The following is a 22500-nucleotide window of genomic DNA, read 5'->3' as shown; positions in this document are numbered from 1 at the left end:
CCCGCCACCGCAACCTCATCTTTACCAGACAAGGCGCCACTCAAGTTACAAGGATGAGGTGGAGGGTTGGGGAGGAGAGACGTGGGCGGTCACGACCGGTCCCCGGATCAAGTCCCGGGACGGCCATGACGTGGAGGGCGTCGTTTCCGGTCGTAACGTGAGTGGGCGTCGCTCCGGCAATCGCATTCGCGCCTGTCCTCTGGGAGCCTATTCCGGCTTCTTGAAGCCCGGCCGCGGCGGAAGGGACAGGAGATATTCCGCCATGGCCTGACGGTCGGTATCGGACAGATGGGACGTGTTGCCCACGACGGCGCCCATCGGTCCGCCAACCGTGTCGAAATTCGGCGTCTCGCCCGTCTTCAGCAGGGTCGCGAGGTCATCAGTCGTCCAGCCTCCGATGCCGGTGGGGTGCGGGGTGATGTTGGGAACGACGCCCCTGCCCTCCGGGTCAGGTCCGCCGGCGAAGCGCCTGTCGGCGATGATCGCGCCCGCGGCGTTGCGCTCGCTGTGGCACTCGGCACAGTGGCCCGGCCCGTTCACGAGAAAGGCGCCCCGGTTCCAGCTTGCGGACTTGGACGGATCCGGCCGGAAGACCTCGCCGTCCAGGAAGGCCAGCTTCCACAGGCCGACGCCCCGGCGGATGTTGTAGGGGAACGGCAATTCATGAGCCGGAGCCCGGCCCTCGACGGGCGCAAGCGTCATGATGAAGGAGAAGAGGTCGCGCAGGTCCTCGCGGCTCATCCGCTGATAGCTTGTATAGGGGAAGGCCGGGTAATAGTTGCGTCCGTCGGGAGACGTGCCTTCACGCATGGCGCGGATGAAGTCCGTGACGCTCCAGGAGCCGATGCCATCCTGCTTGTGAGGCGAAATGTTCGGAACGTGGAAGGTGCCGAAGGGCGACTTCAGGGCATACCCGCCGCCGAGCCGCAGCTTGTCGTCCTGATTGGGCACGGCATGGCAGGAGGTGCAGCCTCCGGCATAAAAGAGGGTCCGGCCATTCTCCAAATTCACGTCCCGATCGAACGCGGCAGGTGTGACCCAATAGCCCTGGCCGTCGCCTCTGACGAGAGCATAGGCCATCGGTGAGGTCAGCCCCCAAAAGCCCAGCGCTCCGACTAGTGCCAGAACCAAAAGCCCAACGAGCGCTTTGCGCATCGACGCATCTCCAAAATGAAACGGGCGGCCCTCAGGCCGCCCATCTTCAGGCTCTCGGACTTAGGAACTCTTCTTGCGGAACTCGTTGTGGCAGGTCCCGCAGTTCTGGAGGACCTTCGGCATTTCCGCCTTGAACGAGGCTTCGTCCTTGATCGAGGCCATCGCCGTCTGGGCGTCCTGGCTCATCTTCTTGCCGTAGGATTCGAACTTGGCCTTGTTCTCCCAAACGGACGGAAGGGCTTCGGTCTTGGGGGCGTCCTTCGAGTTCTCGGGGAACAGGGCCACGAACTTCACGGGGTTTTCCGCAAGCACCTTCAGGCTGGCCTGTACCTTGGCGAGGTCGAACGCCTCCTGGCCACGCATCATGGCACCGATGGGCCGCGTCTGCGCTCCCATCTCCTTCATGAGCGCCTGGCGCTGCGCAACCACGTCGCTCTGCGCGATGGCGGCAGTCACCCCAAGGGCCACGAGGCCGGCGGCAAAAATCGTACGCTTCATATTGTCTTTCCCTTATGGGCGCGACCGATGGCGTCCCTACGAACCACCGTCAGCGGGCCGGCATTAGCGCATATCTCGTTAAGCTTGAGCACTCCACCTCAAAACAAATCTCCGTGAATGGCCCAAGCCGACGTCTTCATTCTACGGGCTCGCCCGAGGCGACCCAGTCCTTGAACCCACCCTTGTAATGCTCGCGGATGTCGCGGCCGGCGGCCTGAGCGAATTCGAGAGCCCGGACTGAGCGGACGCCCGCAGCGCAGGAGAACACGATCCGCTTGCCGTCAGGCAGGGAAGACGGATCGAAGGCCGAGAGCGGATGGGAGACGGCGCCGGGAATATGCCCGGCGGCGAACTCATGCGGCTCACGGACATCGACCAGAACGAGGGATCCGTCCTGCATCCCCTGCTTGATGGCCTCCCGGTCGAGATCGATGATTGTCGGCGCTTCACTCATGGACATGTCTCCCTGCGATGGGCCACTCATACCGGCTTCACAGGGAGGAGCCAATCCGATCCCGGCTCATGCGAGAGGCGGAATCCGCAGCACCCAGCCCGGCTGGATCATGTCGGGATCCTTCACCGGCGGGGAATTGGCCTTGACGATCTCAGTATATTTCGCGCCCTTGCCCTTGCCGTAGTGCTTCTCGGCGATCTCCCAGAGGGTGTCGCCCTTCTGCACGGTATACATGGTCGAAGCCTGCGCGGGCTGCTGAACCTGAAGCTCGCTCGTGTCGACCTCGGCCACTCCATAGGTGTTGCCGAGGGACAGGATGATCTTCTCCGCTTCCTCCTGGCTGGTGGCTTGGCCCGACAGCTTCACCTTGTCTCCTTCGACCTGAATGCCGAGCTTCGAAGCGTCGAATCCGTGGCCCTGGACCTCCTGCTGGAGCTTATCGGAGGTTGCTGCAGCGGCGCTTCCACCGAAGATCTTGGCGCCGGCCTCTTTGATGAACTTGAACAGACCCATGTCGTCCTCCTCCTGACGCTCGGCTCACGATGGCCAAGCTGGGAGGAAGACGCGCATTCGCCCTCCAGGTTCCGGTCAGGCGAGGTTCGAGAAGACATCGGCCAGCGACGGCAGCCGGTCCTTCAGCCGCAGCAGGGCGATCAGCTCGATCTGCACGATGGCGGTGTCGAATTCCTGCTCGGGGTCATGCTCCAACCGCTCCTCGAAGGCGGCGAGGATCTCGTCCTTCGAGCGACCCTTCACGGCCATGATGAAGGGGAAGCCGAATTTCTGCCGGTAGGCGTCGTTCAGCTTCAGGAAGCGGTTGCGCTCCTCCTCGGTCAGGCTGTCGAGGCCGGCGGAGGATTGCTCGTTGCGGGAATCGGCCGTGAGGTCGGCGAGCTTGAGACGCCCGGCGAGATCCGGATGGGCGTTGATCAGGGCCAGCTTCTGCTCGCGGGTTCCCTCGGCGAGCGCCTGGACCATGGCGGCATGCAGCCCCTCGGCCGTATCCTGCCCGGTGGTCAGGCCGGCGTCGTAGGCGCGTTCCGCGACCCAGGGCGAGTGCTCGAAGATGTCGCCGAAAACATCGACGAACAGGATGCGGCTCATGCGGCTGGGCTTGAGGTCTGCCGGACGGTGATGCCGGATCCAGTGGCGGGCGATGTCGATGCGCCTTGCCACCCAGACATGCTCGTGAGACGCGATGTAGTCCAGGAAGCGGGCCAGGGCGGTGGCGCGGCCGGGGCGGCCGACGAGGCGGCAATGGAGGCCGACCGACAGCATCTTCGGCGCCGTCTCGCCCTCCGCGTAGAGCGTATCGAAACTGTCCTTCAGGTAGGCGAAGAACTGGTCGCCCGCATTGAAGCCCTGCGGGGTCGCGAAACGCATGTCGTTGGCGTCGAGCGTATAGGGCACGATCAGCTGCTGCCGGTCGCCGTGCCGTTCCCAGTAAGGCAGCTCGTCGGCGTATGAGTCGGCGCTGTAGAGGAACCCGCCCTCCTCCGCCACGAGGCGGTTGGTATGCTCAGAAGTTCGGCCCGTATACCAGCCCAGAGGCCGCTCGCCCGTAACTTCGGTATGAATGCGGATAGCCTCCTTCATGTGCGCCCGCTCCTCTTCCACCGAGAAGTCGCGGTAGTCGATCCATTTCAGGCCATGGCTGGCGATCTCCCAATCGGCCTCCTTCATGGCCGCGACCGCGTCCGGGTTGCGCATGAGCGCCGTGGCGACGCCGTAGACGGTCACGGGCATGGCGCGCTCGGTGAACATCCGCCACAGGCGCCAGAAACCCGCGCGGGAGCCGTATTCGTAGATCGACTCCATGCTCATGTGACGCTGGCCGAGCCATGCCTGAGCTCCCACGATCTCGGACAGGAATGCCTCGGAGGCGCGGTCGCCGTGGAGGATGTTGTTCTCGCCGCCCTCCTCGTAATTGATCACGAATTGAACGCAGATCCGCGCCCGGTTCGGCCATCGCGGATGAGGCGGGTTGCGGCCGTAGCCGACGAGGTCGCGGGGATAGGTTGTCTCGGGCAAGGTCAGCTTCCTCGATAGGTGGAATAGCTCCAGGGCGAAACGAGGAGCGGCACATGATAATGCCCGTCGGGCTCCGCGATGGCGAAGCGGATCGGGACGAGATCCAAGAACGGCGGATCGGCGATCGCTGTGCCAAGCGCCTTGAAATAGGCCCCGACCGAGAAGACGAGCTCGTAGGTGCCCGTGTGGAACGCCTCGCCGGTCATCAAGGGCGCATCCGTGCGCCCGTCGGCATTGGTCACCGTGCGCAGGATCGAGCGGCGCTGCTCGCCCTCCACGGTGAAAAGCTCGATGACGACGCCGCACGCGGGCCGGCCGTTGGCGGTATCGAGAACGTGGGTGGACAGGCGTCCCATGGTACCTCGCGGGTGAAGAACAGCTTCCGTTGATCCGGGATCATCTTTCGGCCCCGTGCCCCGGCGTCAAGCCGCATCCATAAGTCTCATTGCGGAAATGGCGGGTTTCCGGAACAGGGTTCCTGTTGAAAAAGCCCGCGGCCGGGCCTTCCGCAAACCGAAGCACGGCCCTAGGGTGCAATTTCCTTCACGGCTCAAGGGACTGCATGATCGACCCGCAGATTTCCGAATGGATCAGCCAGATCATTCGCTGGATCCATGTGATTACCGCGATCGCCTGGATCGGCTCGTCCTTCTATTTCATCCATCTGGATCTCAGTCTGAAGAAGCGCGAGGGGCTGCCGGAAGGGGTCGGCGGCGAGGCCTGGCAGGTGCACGGCGGCGGGTTCTACAACATGCGCAAGTATCTCGTTGCGCCCCCGGAGCTGCCGAAGGAACTGACCTGGTTCAAATGGGAGAGCTATTCCACCTGGATCAGCGGCTTCTTTCTCATCGTCTGGGTTTATTATCTCCACGCTGATCTCTACACGATCGATCCGAGCGTCCGGGCGCTCGCGCCCTGGCAGGCGCCCGCCATCGGCATCGGCGCCCTCGCAGTGAGCTGGTTCGTCTACGAGGGCCTCTGCCGCTCTCCCCTGGGCAAGAACGGCATCGTCCTCGGAGTCGCGCTCTTCGTCTACATCCTGCTCGCCGCCTTCGGCTTCACCCAGGTGTTCAACGGCCGCGCGGCCTTTCTCCATACGGGCGCGATGATCGCCACCTGGATGTCGGCGAGCGTGTTCTTCATCATCATCCCGAACCAGCGGAAGGTGGTGGACACCCTGCTGGCGGGCGGCTCGCCCGATCCGAAACTCGGTAAGGAAGCCAAGCTGCGTTCGACGCACAACAACTACCTGACGCTTCCCGTCATCTTCCTGATGCTGTCGAACCATTACCCGCTCGCATGGTCGTCGCACTATGCGGTCGCCATCATCGGGCTGATCGTGATCGCGGGCGCGGCGATCCGGCATTTCTTCAACTCGCAGCATGCCGGCAAGGGATCGCCCTGGTGGACATGGGCGCTGGCGGCGCTGTGCATCTGGGCGGCGATCTGGCTCTCGATCATCGGCAAGCCGGGGAACGCCAATCTGGCGGCGGCTCCCGCGGCGGCGACGCCCGCGGCCGTGACCGCCTCCTTCGACGAGGCTGTGCTCACCATCCAGTCCCGCTGCTCCATGTGCCATGCGGCCGAGCCCGTGTGGGACGGCATCACGACCGCCCCGAAGGGCGTTCGCCTCGACACGCCGGAGGAGATCGCCCGCCATGCGGAGATCATCCGCGTCCAGAGCGTGCTGACCCACGCCATGCCGCCCAACAACATCACCGAGATGACCCTGGACGAGCGCAGGGCCGTGGCGACCTGGCTGGCCGCCAAGGACACGGCCACGCGCTGAACCCGCGCGTCCGCCCACCACCAACGACATCCATTGGAGAAACCAAGTGACCGACCTCACCCTGGAAGCAGCCCAGAAAATCGCCGCCGCCACTCTCAAGACCGCGCGGGAGAAAGCGTTCAAGCCGCTGTCCGTCGTCGTCTACGACGCTCGCGGCGCGGTCAAGGCGCTCCTCTCGGAGGACGGGACCAGCCTGAAACGGGCAGAGATCGCCATGGGCAAGGCCTATGGCGCACTGTCCCTCGGCGTCGGCTCCCGCGCCCTGCACAAGATGGCGACCGACCGCCCCTATTTCATCGCCTCAGCCACCCATGCGGTCGGTGGCCAGCTCGTCCCGGTCCCGGGCGGGGTCCTGATCAAGGACGCCCAGGGCCAGATCCTCGGCGCCGTGGGCGTCTCGGGCGATACCTCGGACAACGACGAGATCGCCGCCGCTGGGGGCATCGAGGCGGCCGGACTGGTGTTCGACACCGGGGCCTGAGGCCCCTCACCAACTTAAATCTTTACTATTCTTCATCTTTTCCCGTTTTGAGGGATAGTACTGGACATAAACAGTTGATTGATCAACAAATAGGGCAAGGTTACTGCCCTAACCGGCAGTGACCGAGACATTCAAAAGCCTGACATAAAGCCAGAAAGGGAACCCGCCCAATGTCATCATGGATCAAACGCACGGCCCTTGCCGCCGTCGCCACAGCCGCCCTCATGGGTGCCGCGTCGGCCGAAGTCGTCTATAACCGCGCCAATTCGGGCGAGCCGGAGACGCTCGACACCCACAAGACCTCGACGGTCCAGGAATCGCACATCCTGCGCGACATGCTCGAAGGCCTCGTGACCTACAACGCCAAGGGCGAAGCCGTTCCCGGCCAGGCCGCGAAGTGGGAAGTCAGCGACGACGGCAAGACCTATCGCTTTACCCTCCGTGATGGCTTGAAATGGTCCAACGGCGACCCGGTCACGGCCGAGGACTTCGTCTATTCCTACCGCCGCATCATGGACCCGGCGACCGGCGCGAAATACGCCAACATCCTTTATCCCATCAAGAACGCCGAGAAGATCAACAAGGGCCAGGGCAAGCCTGAAGAGCTCGGCGTGAAGGCCGTCGATCCCAAGACGGTCGAGATCACCCTCGAAGCCGCGACCCCCTACTTCATCGAGCTGCTGACCCACCAAACCAGCCTTCCCGTGCACAAGGCCTCGGTCGAGAAGTTCGGCAAGGACTTCGTGAAGCCGGGCAACATGGTGACCAACGGCGCGTACAAGCTGGTCGAGTTCGTGCCGAACTCCCACATCAAGCTCGCCAAGAACGAGAATTACTACGACGCCAAGAACGTCCAGATCGACACGGTCAACTACTTCCCGACCCCCGACTTCGCCGCCATGGTCCGCCGCTATGAGGCCGGCGAGCTCGACACCACGGACGACGTGCCGGCCGACCAGATGAAGTCGCTCAAGGAGCGCTTCAAGGATCAGGTCAAGCTCGGCCCGTATCTCGGCACCTGGTACATGGTCGTGAACTCCTCCAAGGCTCCCTTCAACGACGTGAAGGTGCGCCAGGCCCTGTCCATGCTGATCGACCGCGAGTTCATCGCCGAGCAGATCTGGGGCCAGACCATGCAGCCGGGCTACTCGTTCATGCCGCCGGGCGTGGGCAATTACGGCGAACCGGCTTACATGAGCTACAAGGACCAGTCGCCGATCGACCGCGAGGACGCCGCCAAGAAGCTCCTCACGGAAGCGGGCTTCGGCCCCGGCAAGCCGCTGAAGGTCGAGATTCGCTACAACACCACGGACAACAACCGGAATACGGTCATCGCCATTTCCGAGCAGTGGAAGCAGGCCGGGATCGAGACCTCCTTCATCAACACGGACGGCAAGACCCACTTCGCGCACCTGCGTGACGGCGGCGACTTCGACGTGGCCCGCTACGGCTGGATCGCCGACTACTCCGATCCGAATAACTTCCTGTTCCTGCTCAAGAGCGACAACAAGGGCTTCAACTACGGCAAGTACAACAATCCGGAGTTCGACAAGCTGCTTGACGACGCGGCCAAGGAGCTCGACCTGACGAAGCGCGCCGACATGATGAAGAAGGCCGAGGCGATCCTCATGAAGGACATGCCCTGGATCCCGATCATGTACTACGGCAAGAGCAACCTGATCTCGCCGAAGATCAAGGGCTTCGTTCAGAACACCCGCGGCGTCTATCCGTCGCGCTTCCTGTCGAAGACGCAGTAAAAATAAATCTGATAAGGGGGGCGGTCTGCGCGTCAGGCCGCCCTATTCTTTTATTGTTACGCTGTATCAGCCGGAGGAGCTTTCCGTGCTCTCCTTCATCTTTCGCCGTTTTTTATCGGCCATCCCGACCCTATTCATCATCATCACCATTTCGTTCTTCCTGATCCGGCTTGCGCCCGGCGGGCCGTTCGATCTGGAGCGCCCCCTCGAGGCCAAGGTGATGGAAAACCTCAACCGGATCTACCAGCTCGACAAGCCGCTCTTCCAGCAATACCTGCTGTACCTGGGCGCCGTCGTGCGGGGCGATTTCGGCCCCTCCTTCATCCTGCGCGACTTCTCCGTGGGTGAACTCTTCGCACGTGGCCTGCCCATCTCGATGACGCTGGGCGCACTGGCTCTGTCCTTCGCCATCATCGTCGGCGGGACTCTCGGGTCCATTGCGGCCCTGCGCCAGAACAGCACCGTCGATTATCTTGTCACCGGCATGGGCGCCCTCGGCCTCACCATCCCGAACTTCGTGGTGGCGCCGATCTTCCAGATCGTTTTCGGCCTGGCCCTCGCCTGGCTCCCGGTCGCCGGATGGGCCAACGGGAATCTGCGCAACCTGATCATGCCCGTGCTGGTCCTGTCCCTGCCGCAGATCGCGGTGGTCGCCCGCATGACCCGCGCCGCCATGATCGAAAACCTGCGCTCCAACCATATCCGCACCCTGCGCTCGCTGGGCCTGCCCACGCGGGTGATCGTGGCCCATGCCCTGCGCGGCGCCGCCCTGCCGGTGGTCTCGTATCTCGGCCCGGCGGCGGCAGCCCTGCTCACCGGTTCCGTGGTGGTGGAGACCATCTTCGGCCTGCCGGGCATCGGACGCTACTTCGTCGAAGGCGCGCTCAACCGTGATTACACGCTCGTCATGGGCACGGTCGTGGTGGTTGCTGTCTTCGTTCTGCTCTTCAACCTCGTGGTCGATATTCTCTACGCCCTTATCGATCCGCGCATTCGCTACGAGTGAGATCTCCCATGGCTGAAGGCGCCGTTCTTCCCGTCGAGACCATGACGGGCCCCATCTCCGGACGATCCCTCTGGGCCGAGGCCCGTGGACGTCTCATCCGCAACCGCGCCGCGCTGACCAGCATCATCGTGCTGAGCCTGATCGCGCTCGCCTGCATCTTCGGGCCGTTCTTCACCGGCCACCCCTTCGACCGGGTCTATCCCGACTACGTGAAGGTGCCGGCGAGCCTCGAGGCCTACCCGAAGGCCGATCAGATCGAGCCCAATATCGAGCGCATCGGCGCCCGTGTTCGCGCCAAGGCCGAGAACATCACCATCGACAACGATGTCGTCCACATGACGCTGGTGAGTTCGAGCAGCCGGCCCATCGACGAGCGGCTCCTCGCCTATTTCGAGCGCTCCGACCTGTTCGGCCCCGCCCGCGTGGTGGATAAGCAGCAGGAGGGACAGCGCCTCGTCGTGGACGTGCCCCTGAAGCGGCAATACTTCCTCTTCGGCACCGACACAAACGGACGCGATCTTCTCACCCGCACCATGAAGGCGGGTCAGGTCTCGCTCGCCATCGGCCTGCTCGCCACCTTCGTGGCGATCATCATCGGGGTGATCTACGGCGCGACGTCCGGCTATCTCGGCGGGCGGGTCGATCTCGTGATGATGCGCATCGTCGACGTGCTCTACTCGCTGCCCTTCATCTTCTTCGTGATCATGCTGGTCGTGTTCTTCGGCCGCAACTTCGTGCTGATGTTCATTGCGGTCGGCGCCGTCGAATGGCTCGACATGGCCCGCATCGTCCGGGGCCAGACCCTTTCCATCAAGCGGCAGGAATACGTGCAGGCCGCCGAGGCACTGGGAGTCGAAACCAAGGGCATCATCCGCCGCCACGTGATCCCGAACACGCTCGGCCCGGTGGTGGTCTACATGACGCTTCTCGTGCCGAAGGTGATCCTGCTGGAAAGCTTCCTCTCCTTCCTCGGCCTGGGCGTCCAGGAGCCCAACACCAGCCTCGGCGTCCTGATCTCGGAAGGCGCCAAGAACATCCAGGGCGCGACCTGGATGCTCATCTACCCCTCCATCACGCTCGTCGCGATCCTGTTCTGCCTGAACTTCATCGGTGACGGCCTGCGCGATGCTCTCGACCCGAAGGATCGCTGAGATGAAGGACGCAACCATGGCCGAACCCGTTCTTTCCGTCCGCAACCTTCACGTTCGGTTCCGCACCGGCGACGGCATCCTCCATGCGGTGAAGGGCATCGATCTCGACATCAACCCAGGCGAAACCGTCGCCATCGTGGGCGAGTCCGGGTCGGGCAAGAGCCAAACCATGATGTCCGTCATGGGACTTCTCGCCTCGAACGGCTGGGCCGAAGGCTCGGTCAAGTATCGCGGCGAGGAGCTGGTGGGCCTGTCTCCCGGCCGGCTCAACAACTACCGCGGCTCCAAGCTCACCATGATCTTCCAGGAGCCGATGACCTCCCTCGATCCGCTCTACCGGATCGGGGACCAGCTCAGCCTCCCGCTCACCACCCATGGCGGCCTGAGCAAGGCCGAGGCCCGCAAGCGCGCCATCGAGCTCCTGGAGCTCGTGCGCATCCCGGATCCGGCGCGGCGTATCGATTCCTATCCGCATGAGATGTCGGGCGGCCAGCGCCAGCGCGTGATGATCGCCATGGCTCTCGCCAACAACCCGGACGTGCTGATCGCCGACGAGCCGACGACGGCCCTCGACGTGACCGTCCAGGCCCGCATCCTGGAGCTTCTCGCCGACCTGCAGAAGCGGCTCGGCATGTCGATCGTGTTCATCACCCATGATCTGGGCGTGGTGCGCCGCTTCGCCGACCGCACCTATGTGATGAAGCGCGGCGAGGTGGTCGAAAGCGGCGACACCGACGCCATCTTCGCGGCGCCGAAGCACCCCTATACGCAGATGCTCATCGATGCCGAGCCGGCCGGCCGCAAGGAGCCGGTCGCGTCCACGGCTCCCGTGGTGCTCGACGCGCGGAACATCGCGGTCCAGTTCACCCTGGAGAAGAGCTTCTTCGGCAAGGCGACCCATGTGCTGCGCGCCGTCGACGACGTGAGCCTGCGGGTCCGCGCCGGTGAGACGGTGGGCGTGGTGGGCGAATCCGGCTCGGGCAAGTCGACGCTCGGCCGGGCCATCCTGCGCCTGCTCCCTGCCTCCGGCCTCGTCCGCTTCGAAGACCGCAACCTGATGCCGCTCGATCGCGGCGGCATGCGGCCCCTGCGGCGCCACCTTCAGCTCGTGTTCCAGGACCCCTTCGGCTCTCTCTCGCCGCGCATGACGGCGGGTGAGATCGTGACCGAGGGCCTGCTCGTGCACGAACCCAGCATTTCCCGCAAGGAGCGCGACCGGCGCGCCGCCCAGGCCTTCGAGGAGGTTCAGCTCGACCCGGCCTGGCGCAACCGCTTCCCGCACGAGTTCTCGGGCGGCCAGCGCCAGCGCATCGCCATCGCCCGCGCGATGATCCTGCATCCGAAGCTCGTGGTGCTCGACGAGCCGACCTCCGCCCTGGACCGCTCCGTCCAGAAAGAGATCGTCGAGCTGCTGCGCGGTCTGCAGAAGGCGCACGGCCTCGCCTACGTCTTCATCAGCCACGACCTCGCGGTCGTGCGCGCCCTCTCGGACGAGATCATGGTCATGAAGAGCGGCAAGGTGGTGGAGCGCGGCACGGCCGAGGAGATCTTCGACAGGCCACACGAAGACTATACCCGCGACCTGATCGCGGCCGCCTTCCTGACCGAGCGCGGCATCGCCGAACCGACAACCCAGCCCCTGGCCTCTTGACGTCTGACCCACAACAGGCACATCCCTGAGCCCTCATCCTGAGGAGCGAAGCATCTCGAAGGACGAGGGCGCCTCCCGTGCACTCTGGACGATCCTTCGAGACGCAGCTTCGCTGCTCCTCAGGATGAGGTCAGAGAGTTGTGAGCCAGCCTCCTGAGACTGGAACCAGACCCCATAGCGCGGATTTGACTCCGCGCCATGGCAAAGCTCGCAGCCTATCGCGCCAAGCGCGACTTCACGAAAACCTCCGAGCCGGCGGGCAAAGCGTCCCGCCATCGCGGAGCCGCCTTCGTCGTCCAGAAGCACGACGCCTCCCGCCTGCATTACGATTTCCGCCTCGAACTCGACGGCGTGCTCAAGAGCTGGGCCGTCGCGAAGGGGCCGAGCCTCGTGAAGGGCGAGAAACGTCTCGCGGTTCATGTTGAGGACCACCCGCTCGATTACGGCGACTTCGAGGGCACGATCCCCGAAGGCCAATATGGCGGCGGCACCGTTCTGCTGTGGGATCGCGGCACCTGGGAGCCGGAAGGCGACCCGCATGAAGCCTACGGGAAGGGCCGCCTCACCTTCCGCCTCGACGGCGAGAAGCTGCATGGGACATGGCATCTGGTCCGCATGGCGAAGCGTCCGCGCGAGAAGCAGGAATCCTGGCTTCTGATCAAGGCCGAAGACGGCTATGCCCGCGGCGATGAGGACCCGGACATTCTCGACGAAGCGCCTCTGTCGGTGAAGACGGGCCGGTCGCTTGAGGAGATCGCGCCAGGTCGCACGACGAAGAGCCCCGTGAAGCGGAAAGCGCCCACGAAGAAAGCCGCGGCCACAAAGGCGGAGAAACCCGCGACGCGTGTCTCCTCGACTGCCAAGGCCGCGAAGGCAAGCGAAACCGAGGTGGCCGGCGTTCCCCTCACCCATCCCGACCGCGTGCTGTGGGAGGATCAGGGGCTCACCAAGCAGGAACTGGCCGAGTTCTATCTCGGCATCCAGGACTGGCTGCTGCCGCATCTGGTCGACCGTCCTCTCACGCTCATCCGCTGTCCCGGAGGAACGGAAAAGAAGTGCTTCGTGCAGCGCCATTCCTGGGCGGGCATGAGCTCCTTCATCCATCGGGACATGGTGCCGGACGGAAAGGGCAAGTCTGAAATCCTGACGGTCCGCGACATCCAGGGCGTCATAGCGCTCGTCCAATCTGGCGCACTGGAAATGCACGTCTGGGGCGCGACCCTGGCGGACCTGGACCGTCCCGACCGGCTCATCTTCGACTTCGATCCCGGAGAGGGCGTGGAATGGCCGAACGTCATCGCGGGGTCACTGGCCGTTCGCGACCGTCTGAAAGCCCTCGGGCTGGAGAGCTTCGTGAAGACGACCGGCGGAAAAGGCCTCCATGTCGTCGTGCCGCTCAAGCCGAAAGCGCCTTGGAAGGACGCTCTCGCATTCACGCGCGAGATCGCGGAAGCCATGGCGGCCGACGAGCCGGATCGCTACACGACCACCTCCGTCAAGCAGGAGCGCGAGGGCCGCATCTTCATCGATTATCTGCGCAACAATCGCGAGGCATCGGCGATAGCCCCCTACTCGACCCGCTCGCGGCCCGGCGCTCCCGTGGCCACGCCGATCGCCTGGGAGGAACTCTCGCCGGGCCTCAGGCCCAACGGGTTCACCGTCGAGAACCTGAGCGAGCGCCTCGCCTCGCTGAAGCGGGACCCCTGGGCGGAAATGGGCAAAATCGATCAGACGCTGCCCGAACGCCGCGCATCGAAGCGGACATCGCGCGCGAAATAGGCTTCAGAAGACGGGAGCCTTGATGCCTTCCACCTCGAGCGCCTTCTGAACGGCGGGCCGTGCCAGCACCCGCTCGGCGAGGGCATCGAGGTTCTGGAGGCTGCGCGGCGGGCGCGGCATGCCCCGGCCCCAGCGGATCAGCATGAACAGGAAAAGGTCCGCGGCGGAGAAGCGCTCGCCGAGCAGCCACGTCCTGTCGCCGAGCTGGGCGGAAATCACATCGAACATGCGGTCGAGGCGCTCTCCGGCCGCCTGCTTCACGGTCGGCGCGGCGGCCTCGTCGATGACGTGCTCGTGCGGATAGAACCAGGCGCGGTATTCCGCCTGGGGCGTGTTCGAGAGGTGGATCATCCACTTGTAGAACGCGGCGCGCTCGGCGGTTCCGACGCCTGGCGCGAGACCGGATTCGGGGAACTTGTCGGCGAGGTGGAGGGCGATGGCGGCCGTCTCGAACAGGACCAGGTCGCCATCGACGAGGACCGGGATTCGCCCGCTGGGGTTCAGCTTGAGATAGTCCGCGCTCTTCTGGGCGTTCTGCCCGCGATCCACGAGGCGCAGCTCGAACTCGGCCCCGATTTCCCGCAGCATCATGTGCGGCAGGAGGCTGGCATTTCCGGGAAAATAGTAGAGTGACAGCATCGTGGCGGCTTCTTCCCTATCGGTTGGCTGATCATTGGTAGGCACTGCCGGAACGCCCGTAAAGAGCACGCGAGCCGCCGTCCAACCTTCCTTTCCGGCCGTCCCGCCCTATCGTCCTGGGGACGTGGAGGATAGGGCATGGCGGATCAGGAACAGACCTTGATGAACAAGCTTCGGGTCGAACCCGGCGCGAAGGTTCGGCTGAAGGACTGGAACCCTCGGGACAAGTCTCTGTTCAAGGACGAGGAGGAGACGAAGGCGGCGACGGCATCTCTCGCCAAGGACATCGACATCCTGCAGGATCGTCTCTACGCAGAAGGCGCACGATCCCTGCTCGTGATCCTGCAAGGCACGGATACATCAGGCAAGGACGGCACGATCCGCGGCGTCTTCAACGCGACCGGCCCGCTGGGCGTTTCGGTTCATGCGTTCGGCCCGCCCACACGGGCCGAGTTGGAGCACGATTACCTCTGGCGCGTTCACAATGCCTGCCCCAGGCGCGGCACCATCGGCATCTTCAACCGCTCGCATTACGAGGACGTGCTGATCGGCAAGGTCAGGAAGCTCGCGCCGGAACAGGCCATCGAGCAGCGCTACGAGCAGATCAACGCGTTCGAGAAGCTGCTCGCCGAGACCGGCACGACCATTCTCAAGTTCATGCTGCACATCTCGAAGGACGAGCAGAAGGAGCGGCTGCAGGAGCGCCTGGACGATCCCGCGAAGCACTGGAAGTTCAACCCGGGCGACCTGGAGGACCGGCAGCACTGGGACGAGTACCAGGATGCCTACGAGATCATGCTCAATCGCTGTTCGACGCCCTGGGCGCCCTGGCACATCATTCCCGCCGACCGGAAATGGGTCCGCAACGCGGCCATCGCCTCCATCGTCAAGGCGACCCTGGAGGAGATGGACCCGCAATATCCGAAAGTCTCCTGGAGCCCGGGAGATTTCAAAATCGAGTGACGCCAGCGGCCGCCGGAAGCCCGGACGAGCGCGCGAGCGGGCGGGGCCTTCCTTCTGGAGCCGACGACAAACGGATCTCGAGCCCATCCACAGCCCGGGGCGAATTTCCGGACGGTCTTGCCGAGCGCGAGTTTAAGCGCGACAATAATCCTTATGAAAAGCATTCTCGTCCCGATCGAAGACCACGGAATCGTCGAGCCCCAGCTGCGGACCGCCCTGCAGGTCGGCCGCATCTTCGACAGCTATATCGAGGGCATCGCGATCACCCCCGATTACCCGGTCGTGCTGCCGGTGGACATCGCCATCGGCGTGCCCTCCCCCATCACCCCGGAGAACCGGCTCGAAATGGCCCGCGCCTGCCGCGAGCGGTTCGAAGCCTTCATGACCGTGCAGCAGATCGAGCGCGCGTCCGCGGGCCTGCCCGGGCTGGGCTTCGGCTGGCGGCAGGACGGGCTGACGGAGGATGCGTTCCTCGGCGCCTATGGCCGGGTGTTCGACCTCATCGTGGTCGGGCGTCCCGACGGGTCGAACGGCCAGACCCGCCTCTCCACCGTGGAATCCGCCCTGTTCGAGACCGGCCGCCCCGTCCTCATCGCACCTCCTCAGGCGCCCCGGACCTTCGCCGAGACAGCTGTGATCGCCTGGAACCGCAGCACCGAGACCGCCCGCGCGGTCCTGGGCGCGATGCCCCTGCTCAAGAAGGCCCGGCGCATCGTCGTGCTCGAACTCGAGGATTGGGGCGTGCCCGGCCCTTCCGGAGCGGAGCTCGCAAGGCATCTGCGCATGCACGACATGCCGGCCGAGGCGATCACGGCGGCCGATCCGTCGAACAGGCCCGGAGAGACCATCCTGTCCGAATCCGCCGCTCTCGGATGCGATCTTCTCGTAAAGGGCGCCTATACCCAGAGCCGCCTGAGGCAGATGTTCTTCGGCGGTGCGACCAGCCATATCCTCAGCAACACGACCATTCCCGTCCTGATGGCGCACTGACAGGATATCGAGGCCCATGTTCAGAGACGTCGCGGTTGTTCTCGACGAACGCTTCCAGCACCTCTTCAAGGGATCGGCGCGCCTGGAAAAGCTGGCGGAGGGCTGCCGCTGGTCGGAGGGCCCGGCCTATTTCCCGGCGGGCCGCTACGTCGTCTGGAGCGACATTCCCAACGACCGCATGATGCGGTTCGACGAGACGTCCGGGACCGTGAGCGTCTTTCGCCATCCGGCCGGCTATTCCAACGGCAACACCGTCGACCGTCAGGGGCGCCTCGTCACCTGCGAGCACGGCAACCGGCGCGTGACGCGGACCGAGCACGACGGCTCCATCACCGTTCTGGCGAGCCATTACCAGGGCAAGCGTCTGAACAGCCCCAACGACGTGGTGGTGAAGTCCGACGGTTCGATCTGGTTCACCGACCCGGCCTACGGCATCGACTCGGATTACGAGGGCCACAAGGCGGAGAGCGAAATCGGCGCCTGCCATGTCTACCGGGTCGATCCGCAGACGGGCGACATCCGCATCGTCGGCGACGATTTCGTGCGACCCAACGGGCTCGCCTTCTCGCCCGACGAGACGCTTCTCTACGTGGCCGATACCGGCGCGACCCATGTCAAGGACGGCCCGCGCCACATCCGTGTCTTCGACATGAGCCCCGACGGCAGCCTCTCCAACGGCCGGGTCTTCGCCACCTGCACGGCGGGCCTTTTCGACGGCTTCCGGCTGGACGACGCGGGACGGATCTGGACCAGCGCGGGCGACGGCGTCCATTGCTACGACCCCGACGGCACGCTGATCGGCAAGATCCTGGTGCCCGAGGGGGTCGCGAACGTGGTGTTCGGCGGACCGAAGCGGAACCGCCTCTACATCTGCGGCACCACATCCCTCTACGCGATCCTGCTGCCGGTGAACGGGGCGAAGACGTTTTAGCGCGTCGCAACTCGTCGCCGTTCCGGGTCGGGTTCGCCTTCGGCGTCCTGGAATCACAACCACGACGTCATGGCCGGCCTTGTGCCGGCCATCCCGATCCGGTGAGGCACGGCGCTTTTCCCATCGAGATCACCGGCACAAGGCCGGTGATGACGTGGCGGGTATGAGAGTCGCGCAGCGAACCCGTCTCTGACTAAGGTCGTGTTCGACAATGCTTGTGCATCACTGGCGCTTCGCTCATGAATGCGCCTCATGAGTCACTCCGGTCCATCCTCCGCGCAAGTCGTTCGTTCAGGCACTCTCGTCGGCATCGGCCTGATGCTGCTCGGCGTGTTCATGTTCGCCATGAACGACGTCATGGGGAAGTGGCTCGTCGCAACCTATTCGGTCGGCCAAGTTCTGCTTCTGCGCAGCATCGCGGCCCTCATGGTTCTCCTGCCTCTGATGCGTCAGCGGAAGGTGCCCTTCGCCATCCCGCCGCAGCCGGGACTGCATGCGGTGCGCATCACGCTGTCGACCCTCGAGGTCGCCTGCTTCTACTGGGCCGTCACCTATCTGCCGCTCGCTGATGTGATGACCTATTATCTGGCAGGTCCGATCTACGTGGCCGCCTTCGCGGCATTCTGGCTCGGCGAGAAGATCGACAAGCCGCGTATCCTCGCGATTGCGGTCGGCTTCGTGGGCGTTCTCATCGCCCTGCGTCCGTCCACGGCCACCCTGTCCCTGCCGGCCCTCATCGCGCTCGCGGGAAGCCTGTTCTACTCGCTCCTGATGATCACGACCCGCAAGCTGCGCGAGACCGATGACGCGACTCTCGTATTCGGACAGATTCTCGGTGCGCTGATCTTCGGCCTCGTGGCGGCTCCACTCGCCTGGGCGACACCGGGACCGCTCGACCTGGCGGGCCTGTTCCTGCTCGGCATCGTGTCCATGGCGGCGCATGTCTGCGTCAATCGCGCGCTGAAGATCGCCCCGGCCTCTGTCGTCGCGCCCTATCAATACACGCTGATCGTCTGGGCCATCGTGCTGGGCTACCTGTTCTTCGGCGACGTGGTCGGTTTCTGGACGCTCGTCGGCGCCGCCGTCATCTGCGCCGCCGGCGTGGCGTTGATTCTGCTGGAGCGCGAAGCCGCCCGGCGCGGGCGCGTGGCGAAGGACATCGAGACACCCGTTCTGCCGGAAGCCTGAGCGAGAGTGCAGTCACATGGCGCAGGCCGCTCATGGTCCGAGAGTCGAACTTGACATGCTGCACTGCAAAGCCATCAATGATCCCATATAACACGACGGGGAGTTCGATGCGCCTGAAGCTTACAATCGCTACCGCTACGGCATGCATTCTCTTTGCCTCCGCGGCTTTCGCCCAAGACATCAAGATCGCGCTGATCGCCGGCAAGACCGGGCCGCTTGAAGCCTATGCCAAGCAGACCGAAGCCGGCTTCATGATGGGCCTGGAATATCTCACCAAGGGCACGATGGCGGTCAACGGCCGCAAGATCAATGTGATCGTCAAGGACGATCAGCTCAAGGCCGACCTCGCCAAGACCCTGCTGGAGCAGTCCTACAACGACGACAAGGTCGATCTCGCCGTCGGCACCACGTCCTCCGCCGCGGCGCTCGCCATGCTGCCGGTGGCGGAAGAGAACGGCAAGGTGCTGATCGTGGAGCCCGCCGTGGCCGACGCGATCACGGGCGAGAAGTGGAACCGCTTCATCTTCCGCACCGCGCGCAACTCGACTCAGGACGCCTACGGGGCCGCGGCCGCCGTTCCGGCCAGCGGAGAGGTGTCCATCGCGACGCTCGCGCAGGACTACGCCTTCGGCAAGGACGGCGTCGCCGCCCTGAAGAACGCGCTCGCCGAGATCCGCCCGAACGCGAAGGTGGTGTTCGAGGAATTCGCGCCCCAGAACGCCACGGACTTCACGGCCTCCGCCCAGCGCATCTTCGACGCGCTCAAGGACAAGCCGGGCAAGAAGATCATCAACATCATCTGGGCCGGCCAGCACCCGCTGCCGAAGATCGCCGACCTGAAGCCCGAGCGCTTCGGCATCGAGATCGCGCCCGGCGGCAACATCCTGCCGGCCATGCAGATCTACAAGAACTATCCCGGCATGGAAGGCGCGGTGTATTACTACTATGCCTTCCCGAAGAACGCGATGAACGACTGGCTCGTGGCCGAGCACCAGAAGCGCTTCAACGCGCCGCCGGACTTCTTCACCGCCGGTGGCTTCGCGGCTGCCTCCGCGGCCGTCACGGCGATCCAGAAGGCGGGCGGCACCGACACCGAGAAGCTGATCGCGGCCATGGAAGGCATGACCTTCGAGACGCCGAAGGGCCCCATGACCTTCCGCAAGGAAGACCATCAGGCCCTGCAGGAGATGTATCACTTCAAGGTCAAGGCCAACGGCAAGGACGCGAACGACCTGCTCGATCTCGTGGCCACCATCCCGGCCGACAAGATGCCGATCCCGGTCCGCAACAAGCGCTGAGCCGACGTGACCCGATCGATGACAACCACGCCCGCGCTTGAAACGCGCGGGCTTACCATTCGTTTCGGCGGCCACGTGGCCGTCAACGACGTGTCGTGCCGGTTCACGCCCGGCACGCTCACGGCCATCGTCGGCCCGAACGGCGCCGGCAAGACGACCTATTTCAATCTCATCTCCGGGCAGTTGCGCGCCACGTCGGGCCATGTGATGGTCGAGGGCGAGGACATCACCTCGCTTCCCGCCTCCGCGCGGGCGAAGCGCGGCCTGGGCCGCGCGTTCCAGCTCACCAATCTCTTTCCGCAGCTGACCGCGCTTGAGAACGTGCGGCTCGCCGTGCAGAGCCGCGCCGAGGCGGGCTGGTCCCTGTTCAAGGTATGGAACGCCCGCCGCGACCTGATCGAAAAGGCGGAAGATATCCTGGAGCGCGTGCGCCTGGCTGACAAGCGCCACATCGCCCCCAAGGCGCTTTCGCACGGCGACCAGCGCAAGCTCGAAGTGGCGCTGCTGATCGCCATGGAGCCGAAGGTGTTCATGTTCGACGAGCCGACCGCCGGCATGAGCGTCGACGAGGTGCCGACCGTGCTCGAACTCATCCACGATATCAAGCAGCGCGGCGACGCGACGGTGCTCCTCGTGGAACACAAGATGGACGTGGTGCGCTCGCTCTCCGACCGGATCATCGTGCTGCACAACGGCACGCTCGTCGCCGATGGCGAGCCCGCCGAGGTCATCGCCTCGCCCGTGGTGCAGGAAGCGTATCTCGGCGTGGAGGTCTCCCGTGCCTGAGCCCCTGCTCCACTTGTCGGGCGTGCACACGCATATCGGCCCCTACCATATCCTGCACGGGGTGGACTTCGCCGTGCCCGCCGGCGAGCTGACCATGCTTCTCGGCCGCAACGGCGCGGGCAAGACCACGACCCTGCGCACGATCATGGGCCTGTGGCAGGCCTCGTCCGGCCGCATCCGGTTCGACGGCCGCGACATCACCGCGAGCGCCACGCCGGACATCGCGCGCTCAGGCATCGCCTATGTGCCAGAATCCATGGGCATCTTCACCGACCTGACCGTGCGCGAGAACATCGTGCTCGCCGCCCGCAGCGGCCCGCTCGACAAGACGCGGCTCGACTGGATTCTCGGCCTGTTTCCGGCCCTCAAGCGCTTCTGGAACCTGCCGGCGGGCAATCTCTCCGGCGGGCAAAAGCAGATGCTCGCCATCGCCCGCGCCATCGCAGAGCCGCGTCGCCTGCTCCTCATCGACGAGCCGACCAAGGGTCTCGCGCCAGTGATGGTGCGCTCGATGATCGAGGCGTTCAAGGCCCTGAAAGCCGCCGGCGAGACGATCCTGCTGGTGGAGCAGAACTTTTATGCCGCCTCGGCGCTCGGCGACAACGTGGTCGTCATGGATGACGGGCGCATCGTGCATTCCGGCGCCATGAGCGAGCTCGTCGCCGACACAGCCCTGCAGCAGCGCCTGCTCGGCCTTTCCCTGGATGCGCATCAATGAGCGACCTGACCACTGACGCCGCCGCCCCGACCGATCTGCCGCGCGCCAAGACGGACTGGCTGCCGCTCCTGTTGATCCCGGTCCTGGCCCTCGTGGCCCTCCCCTTCGTCGGCAGCCCTTCGACCTGGGTGACGCTCACGGTGGCGGGGCTCGCCATGGGCATGATGATCTTCCTCATGGCCTCGGGGCTGACGCTGGTCTTCGGCTTGATGGACATCATCAATTTCGGCCACGGGGTGTTCATCTCGCTCGGCGCCTACGCGACCCTTCTGGTGCTCGGGCCGCTGGCCGGCTGGGCGAGCGCGGATTCCATCGGGCTCAACCTCTCCCTGCTGCTCCTGTGCATCCTCGCCGCCATGGCCGTGACGGGCATCGCCGGCGCGGTCTTCGAGCGCGTCATCGTGCGTCCGGTCTATGGCAGCCATCTGAAGCAGATCCTCGTCACCATGGGGGGGCTGATCGTGACCGAGCAGCTCATCCACGCCATCTGGGGCGCCTCGCCCATCCCGATCCCGCTGCCGCAATCGCTTCGCGGCGCCTTCGTGCTCGGCGACATCGTCATGGAGCGCTACCGGGTCGTCGCGGTCGCCATCGGCCTCGTGGTGTTCGGCGGGATGCAGCTCATCCTCAACCGCACCCGCATCGGCCTGCTGATCCGGGCGGGCGTCGAGAACCCCGAGATGGTCGAGGCGCTGGGCTACCGCATCCGCCGCCTCTTCGTGAGTGTCTTCATCGCCGGGTCCGCGCTCGCCGGCCTGGGCGGCGTCATGTGGGCGTTCTACCGCCAGACGCTCACCGCCGGCATGGGCATGGAGGTGATGGTGCTCGTCTTCATCGTCATCATCATCGGCGGCCTCGGCTCCGTCGGCGGCTGCTTCGTCGGGTCGATCCTCGTGGCGCTGGTGGCCAATTACGTCGGCTTCATCGAGCCCAAGCTCGCCCTGATCTCCAACATCCTCGTCATGGCTCTCGTGCTGATCTGGCGTCCGCAGGGCCTGTTTCCGGTGGCCCGCCGATGAGCACATCCCCCGCCTCTGCCCTCGCCCTTCCTTTCGACGAGACGCGCCGGCGCGGCGGCCTCCTGAGCGCGCTCCTGTCCTCCGACAGGCCGCGCTCGAAAGTGCTGAGCGCCATCCTCCTCGCCATCCTGCTGCTGCTCGCCGCGACGCCGTTCCTGTTCTCCGGCAGCCAGCCGCTCGGCACGGCGGCGAAGATCTGCGTCTTCGTCGTGCTGG

The 22500-nt window shown here is 64.8% G+C and carries 22 protein-coding genes and 1 pseudogene; 16 read left to right on the top strand and 7 right to left on the bottom strand.

Annotation, left to right across the window (positions count from 1 at the left end; all coding sequences use genetic code 11):
- Positions 1–207: 207 nt before the first annotated feature.
- The 6 genes from OC446_RS24245 to uraH all read right to left on the bottom strand — a co-directional run bounded on the left by OC446_RS24245 (position 208) and on the right by uraH (position 4494).
- Entirely contained in the window at positions 208–1155 is a 948-nt protein-coding gene (locus tag OC446_RS24245; protein WP_262031578.1) for a c-type cytochrome, read from the bottom strand.
- 60 nt (positions 1156–1215) lie between these two features.
- Positions 1216–1653, bottom strand: coding sequence for a c-type cytochrome (locus OC446_RS24240; protein ID WP_262031577.1), 438 nt, complete (start codon positions 1651–1653; stop codon positions 1216–1218).
- A gap of 136 nt (positions 1654–1789) precedes the next feature.
- Positions 1790–2107: a rhodanese-like domain-containing protein gene (locus tag OC446_RS24235; RefSeq protein ID WP_262031576.1), complete on the bottom strand. Its 318-nt coding sequence runs from the start codon at positions 2105–2107 to the stop codon at positions 1790–1792.
- Positions 2108–2173: 66 nt separating this feature from the next.
- Positions 2174–2620, bottom strand: coding sequence for a peptidoglycan-binding protein LysM (gene lysM / locus OC446_RS24230; RefSeq protein WP_009764250.1), 447 nt, complete (start codon positions 2618–2620; stop codon positions 2174–2176).
- Between the two features lie 75 nt (positions 2621–2695).
- Complete coding sequence (gene puuE / locus OC446_RS24225; protein WP_262031575.1) at positions 2696–4138, bottom strand: allantoinase PuuE; 1443 nt, start codon at positions 4136–4138, stop codon at positions 2696–2698.
- Between the two features lie 2 nt (positions 4139–4140).
- Complete coding sequence (gene uraH / locus OC446_RS24220) at positions 4141–4494, bottom strand: hydroxyisourate hydrolase (RefSeq protein ID WP_262031574.1); 354 nt, start codon at positions 4492–4494, stop codon at positions 4141–4143.
- Positions 4495–4700: 206 nt separating this feature from the next.
- Here uraH and OC446_RS24215 point away from each other — a divergent pair, with 206 nt between their 5' ends.
- From OC446_RS24215 to ligD, 7 genes are all read left to right on the top strand, one after another.
- Positions 4701–5927: a urate hydroxylase PuuD gene (locus OC446_RS24215; RefSeq protein ID WP_262031573.1), complete on the top strand. Its 1227-nt coding sequence runs from the start codon at positions 4701–4703 to the stop codon at positions 5925–5927.
- 46 nt (positions 5928–5973) lie between these two features.
- A complete protein-coding gene (locus OC446_RS24210) occupies positions 5974–6408 on the top strand; it encodes a GlcG/HbpS family heme-binding protein (RefSeq protein ID WP_262031572.1) in 435 nt (144 codons plus the stop codon).
- 170 nt (positions 6409–6578) lie between these two features.
- Complete coding sequence (locus OC446_RS24205; protein WP_262031571.1) at positions 6579–8165, top strand: peptide ABC transporter substrate-binding protein; 1587 nt, start codon at positions 6579–6581, stop codon at positions 8163–8165.
- An 85-nt stretch (positions 8166–8250) separates the two neighbouring features.
- Positions 8251–9171 carry an oligopeptide ABC transporter permease OppB gene (gene oppB / locus OC446_RS24200; RefSeq protein ID WP_262031570.1) on the top strand — a complete coding sequence of 307 codons (921 nt, stop codon included), beginning with the start codon at positions 8251–8253 and terminating at the stop codon, positions 9169–9171.
- A gap of 8 nt (positions 9172–9179) precedes the next feature.
- On the top strand, positions 9180–10322 hold the full coding sequence (locus OC446_RS24195; RefSeq protein WP_262031569.1) for an ABC transporter permease subunit: 1143 nt from the start codon (positions 9180–9182) through the stop codon (positions 10320–10322).
- A 1-nt stretch (position 10323) separates the two neighbouring features.
- Positions 10324–11973, top strand: coding sequence for an ABC transporter ATP-binding protein (locus OC446_RS24190; RefSeq protein WP_262031568.1), 1650 nt, complete (start codon positions 10324–10326; stop codon positions 11971–11973).
- Positions 11974–12171: 198 nt separating this feature from the next.
- Positions 12172–13752 carry a non-homologous end-joining DNA ligase gene (gene ligD / locus OC446_RS24185; protein ID WP_262031567.1) on the top strand — a complete coding sequence of 527 codons (1581 nt, stop codon included), beginning with the start codon at positions 12172–12174 and terminating at the stop codon, positions 13750–13752.
- Between the two features lie 3 nt (positions 13753–13755).
- Here the strand turns inward: ligD and OC446_RS24180 are convergent, their stop codons facing one another.
- Positions 13756–14391 (bottom strand): glutathione S-transferase family protein, encoded by a 636-nt coding sequence (locus tag OC446_RS24180; protein ID WP_262031566.1) that lies wholly within the window; start codon positions 14389–14391, stop codon positions 13756–13758.
- A 138-nt stretch (positions 14392–14529) separates the two neighbouring features.
- Here OC446_RS24180 and OC446_RS24175 point away from each other — a divergent pair, with 138 nt between their 5' ends.
- The 9 genes and pseudogenes from OC446_RS24175 to OC446_RS24135 form a co-directional block, all read left to right on the top strand.
- Complete coding sequence (locus OC446_RS24175) at positions 14530–15354, top strand: polyphosphate kinase 2 family protein (RefSeq protein WP_262031565.1); 825 nt, start codon at positions 14530–14532, stop codon at positions 15352–15354.
- Between the two features lie 153 nt (positions 15355–15507).
- Positions 15508–16344, top strand: coding sequence for a universal stress protein (locus OC446_RS24170; RefSeq protein WP_262031564.1), 837 nt, complete (start codon positions 15508–15510; stop codon positions 16342–16344).
- Between the two features lie 16 nt (positions 16345–16360).
- Positions 16361–17275: an SMP-30/gluconolactonase/LRE family protein gene (locus OC446_RS24165; protein WP_262031563.1), complete on the top strand. Its 915-nt coding sequence runs from the start codon at positions 16361–16363 to the stop codon at positions 17273–17275.
- A 252-nt stretch (positions 17276–17527) separates the two neighbouring features.
- A complete protein-coding gene (locus OC446_RS24160) occupies positions 17528–18463 on the top strand; it encodes a DMT family transporter (RefSeq protein ID WP_262031562.1) in 936 nt (311 codons plus the stop codon).
- Positions 18464–18570: 107 nt separating this feature from the next.
- Positions 18571–19761, top strand: coding sequence for a substrate-binding domain-containing protein (locus OC446_RS24155; RefSeq protein WP_262031561.1), 1191 nt, complete (start codon positions 18571–18573; stop codon positions 19759–19761).
- A gap of 18 nt (positions 19762–19779) precedes the next feature.
- Entirely contained in the window at positions 19780–20547 is a 768-nt protein-coding gene (locus OC446_RS24150; protein WP_262031560.1) for an ABC transporter ATP-binding protein, read from the top strand.
- Positions 20540–21265, top strand: coding sequence for an ABC transporter ATP-binding protein (locus tag OC446_RS24145; protein ID WP_262031559.1), 726 nt, complete (start codon positions 20540–20542; stop codon positions 21263–21265). Before OC446_RS24150 ends, OC446_RS24145 begins: the two co-directional genes overlap by 8 nt.
- Positions 21262–22284: a branched-chain amino acid ABC transporter permease gene (locus tag OC446_RS24140; RefSeq protein WP_262031558.1), complete on the top strand. Its 1023-nt coding sequence runs from the start codon at positions 21262–21264 to the stop codon at positions 22282–22284. The genes OC446_RS24145 and OC446_RS24140 overlap by 4 nt, the downstream gene beginning before the upstream one ends.
- A pseudogene (locus OC446_RS24135) lies at positions 22281–22500 on the top strand (branched-chain amino acid ABC transporter permease); the annotation flags it as partial. The gene OC446_RS24140 and the pseudogene OC446_RS24135, both read left to right, overlap by 4 nt.

This window comes from Microvirga sp. Mcv34 (genome assembly GCF_024519725.1).
Classification (GTDB): Bacteria; Pseudomonadota; Alphaproteobacteria; order Rhizobiales; family Beijerinckiaceae; genus Microvirga.
Note: the sequence above shows the minus strand (reverse complement) of the source record. Positions and strands in the feature narration are given on the sequence as shown.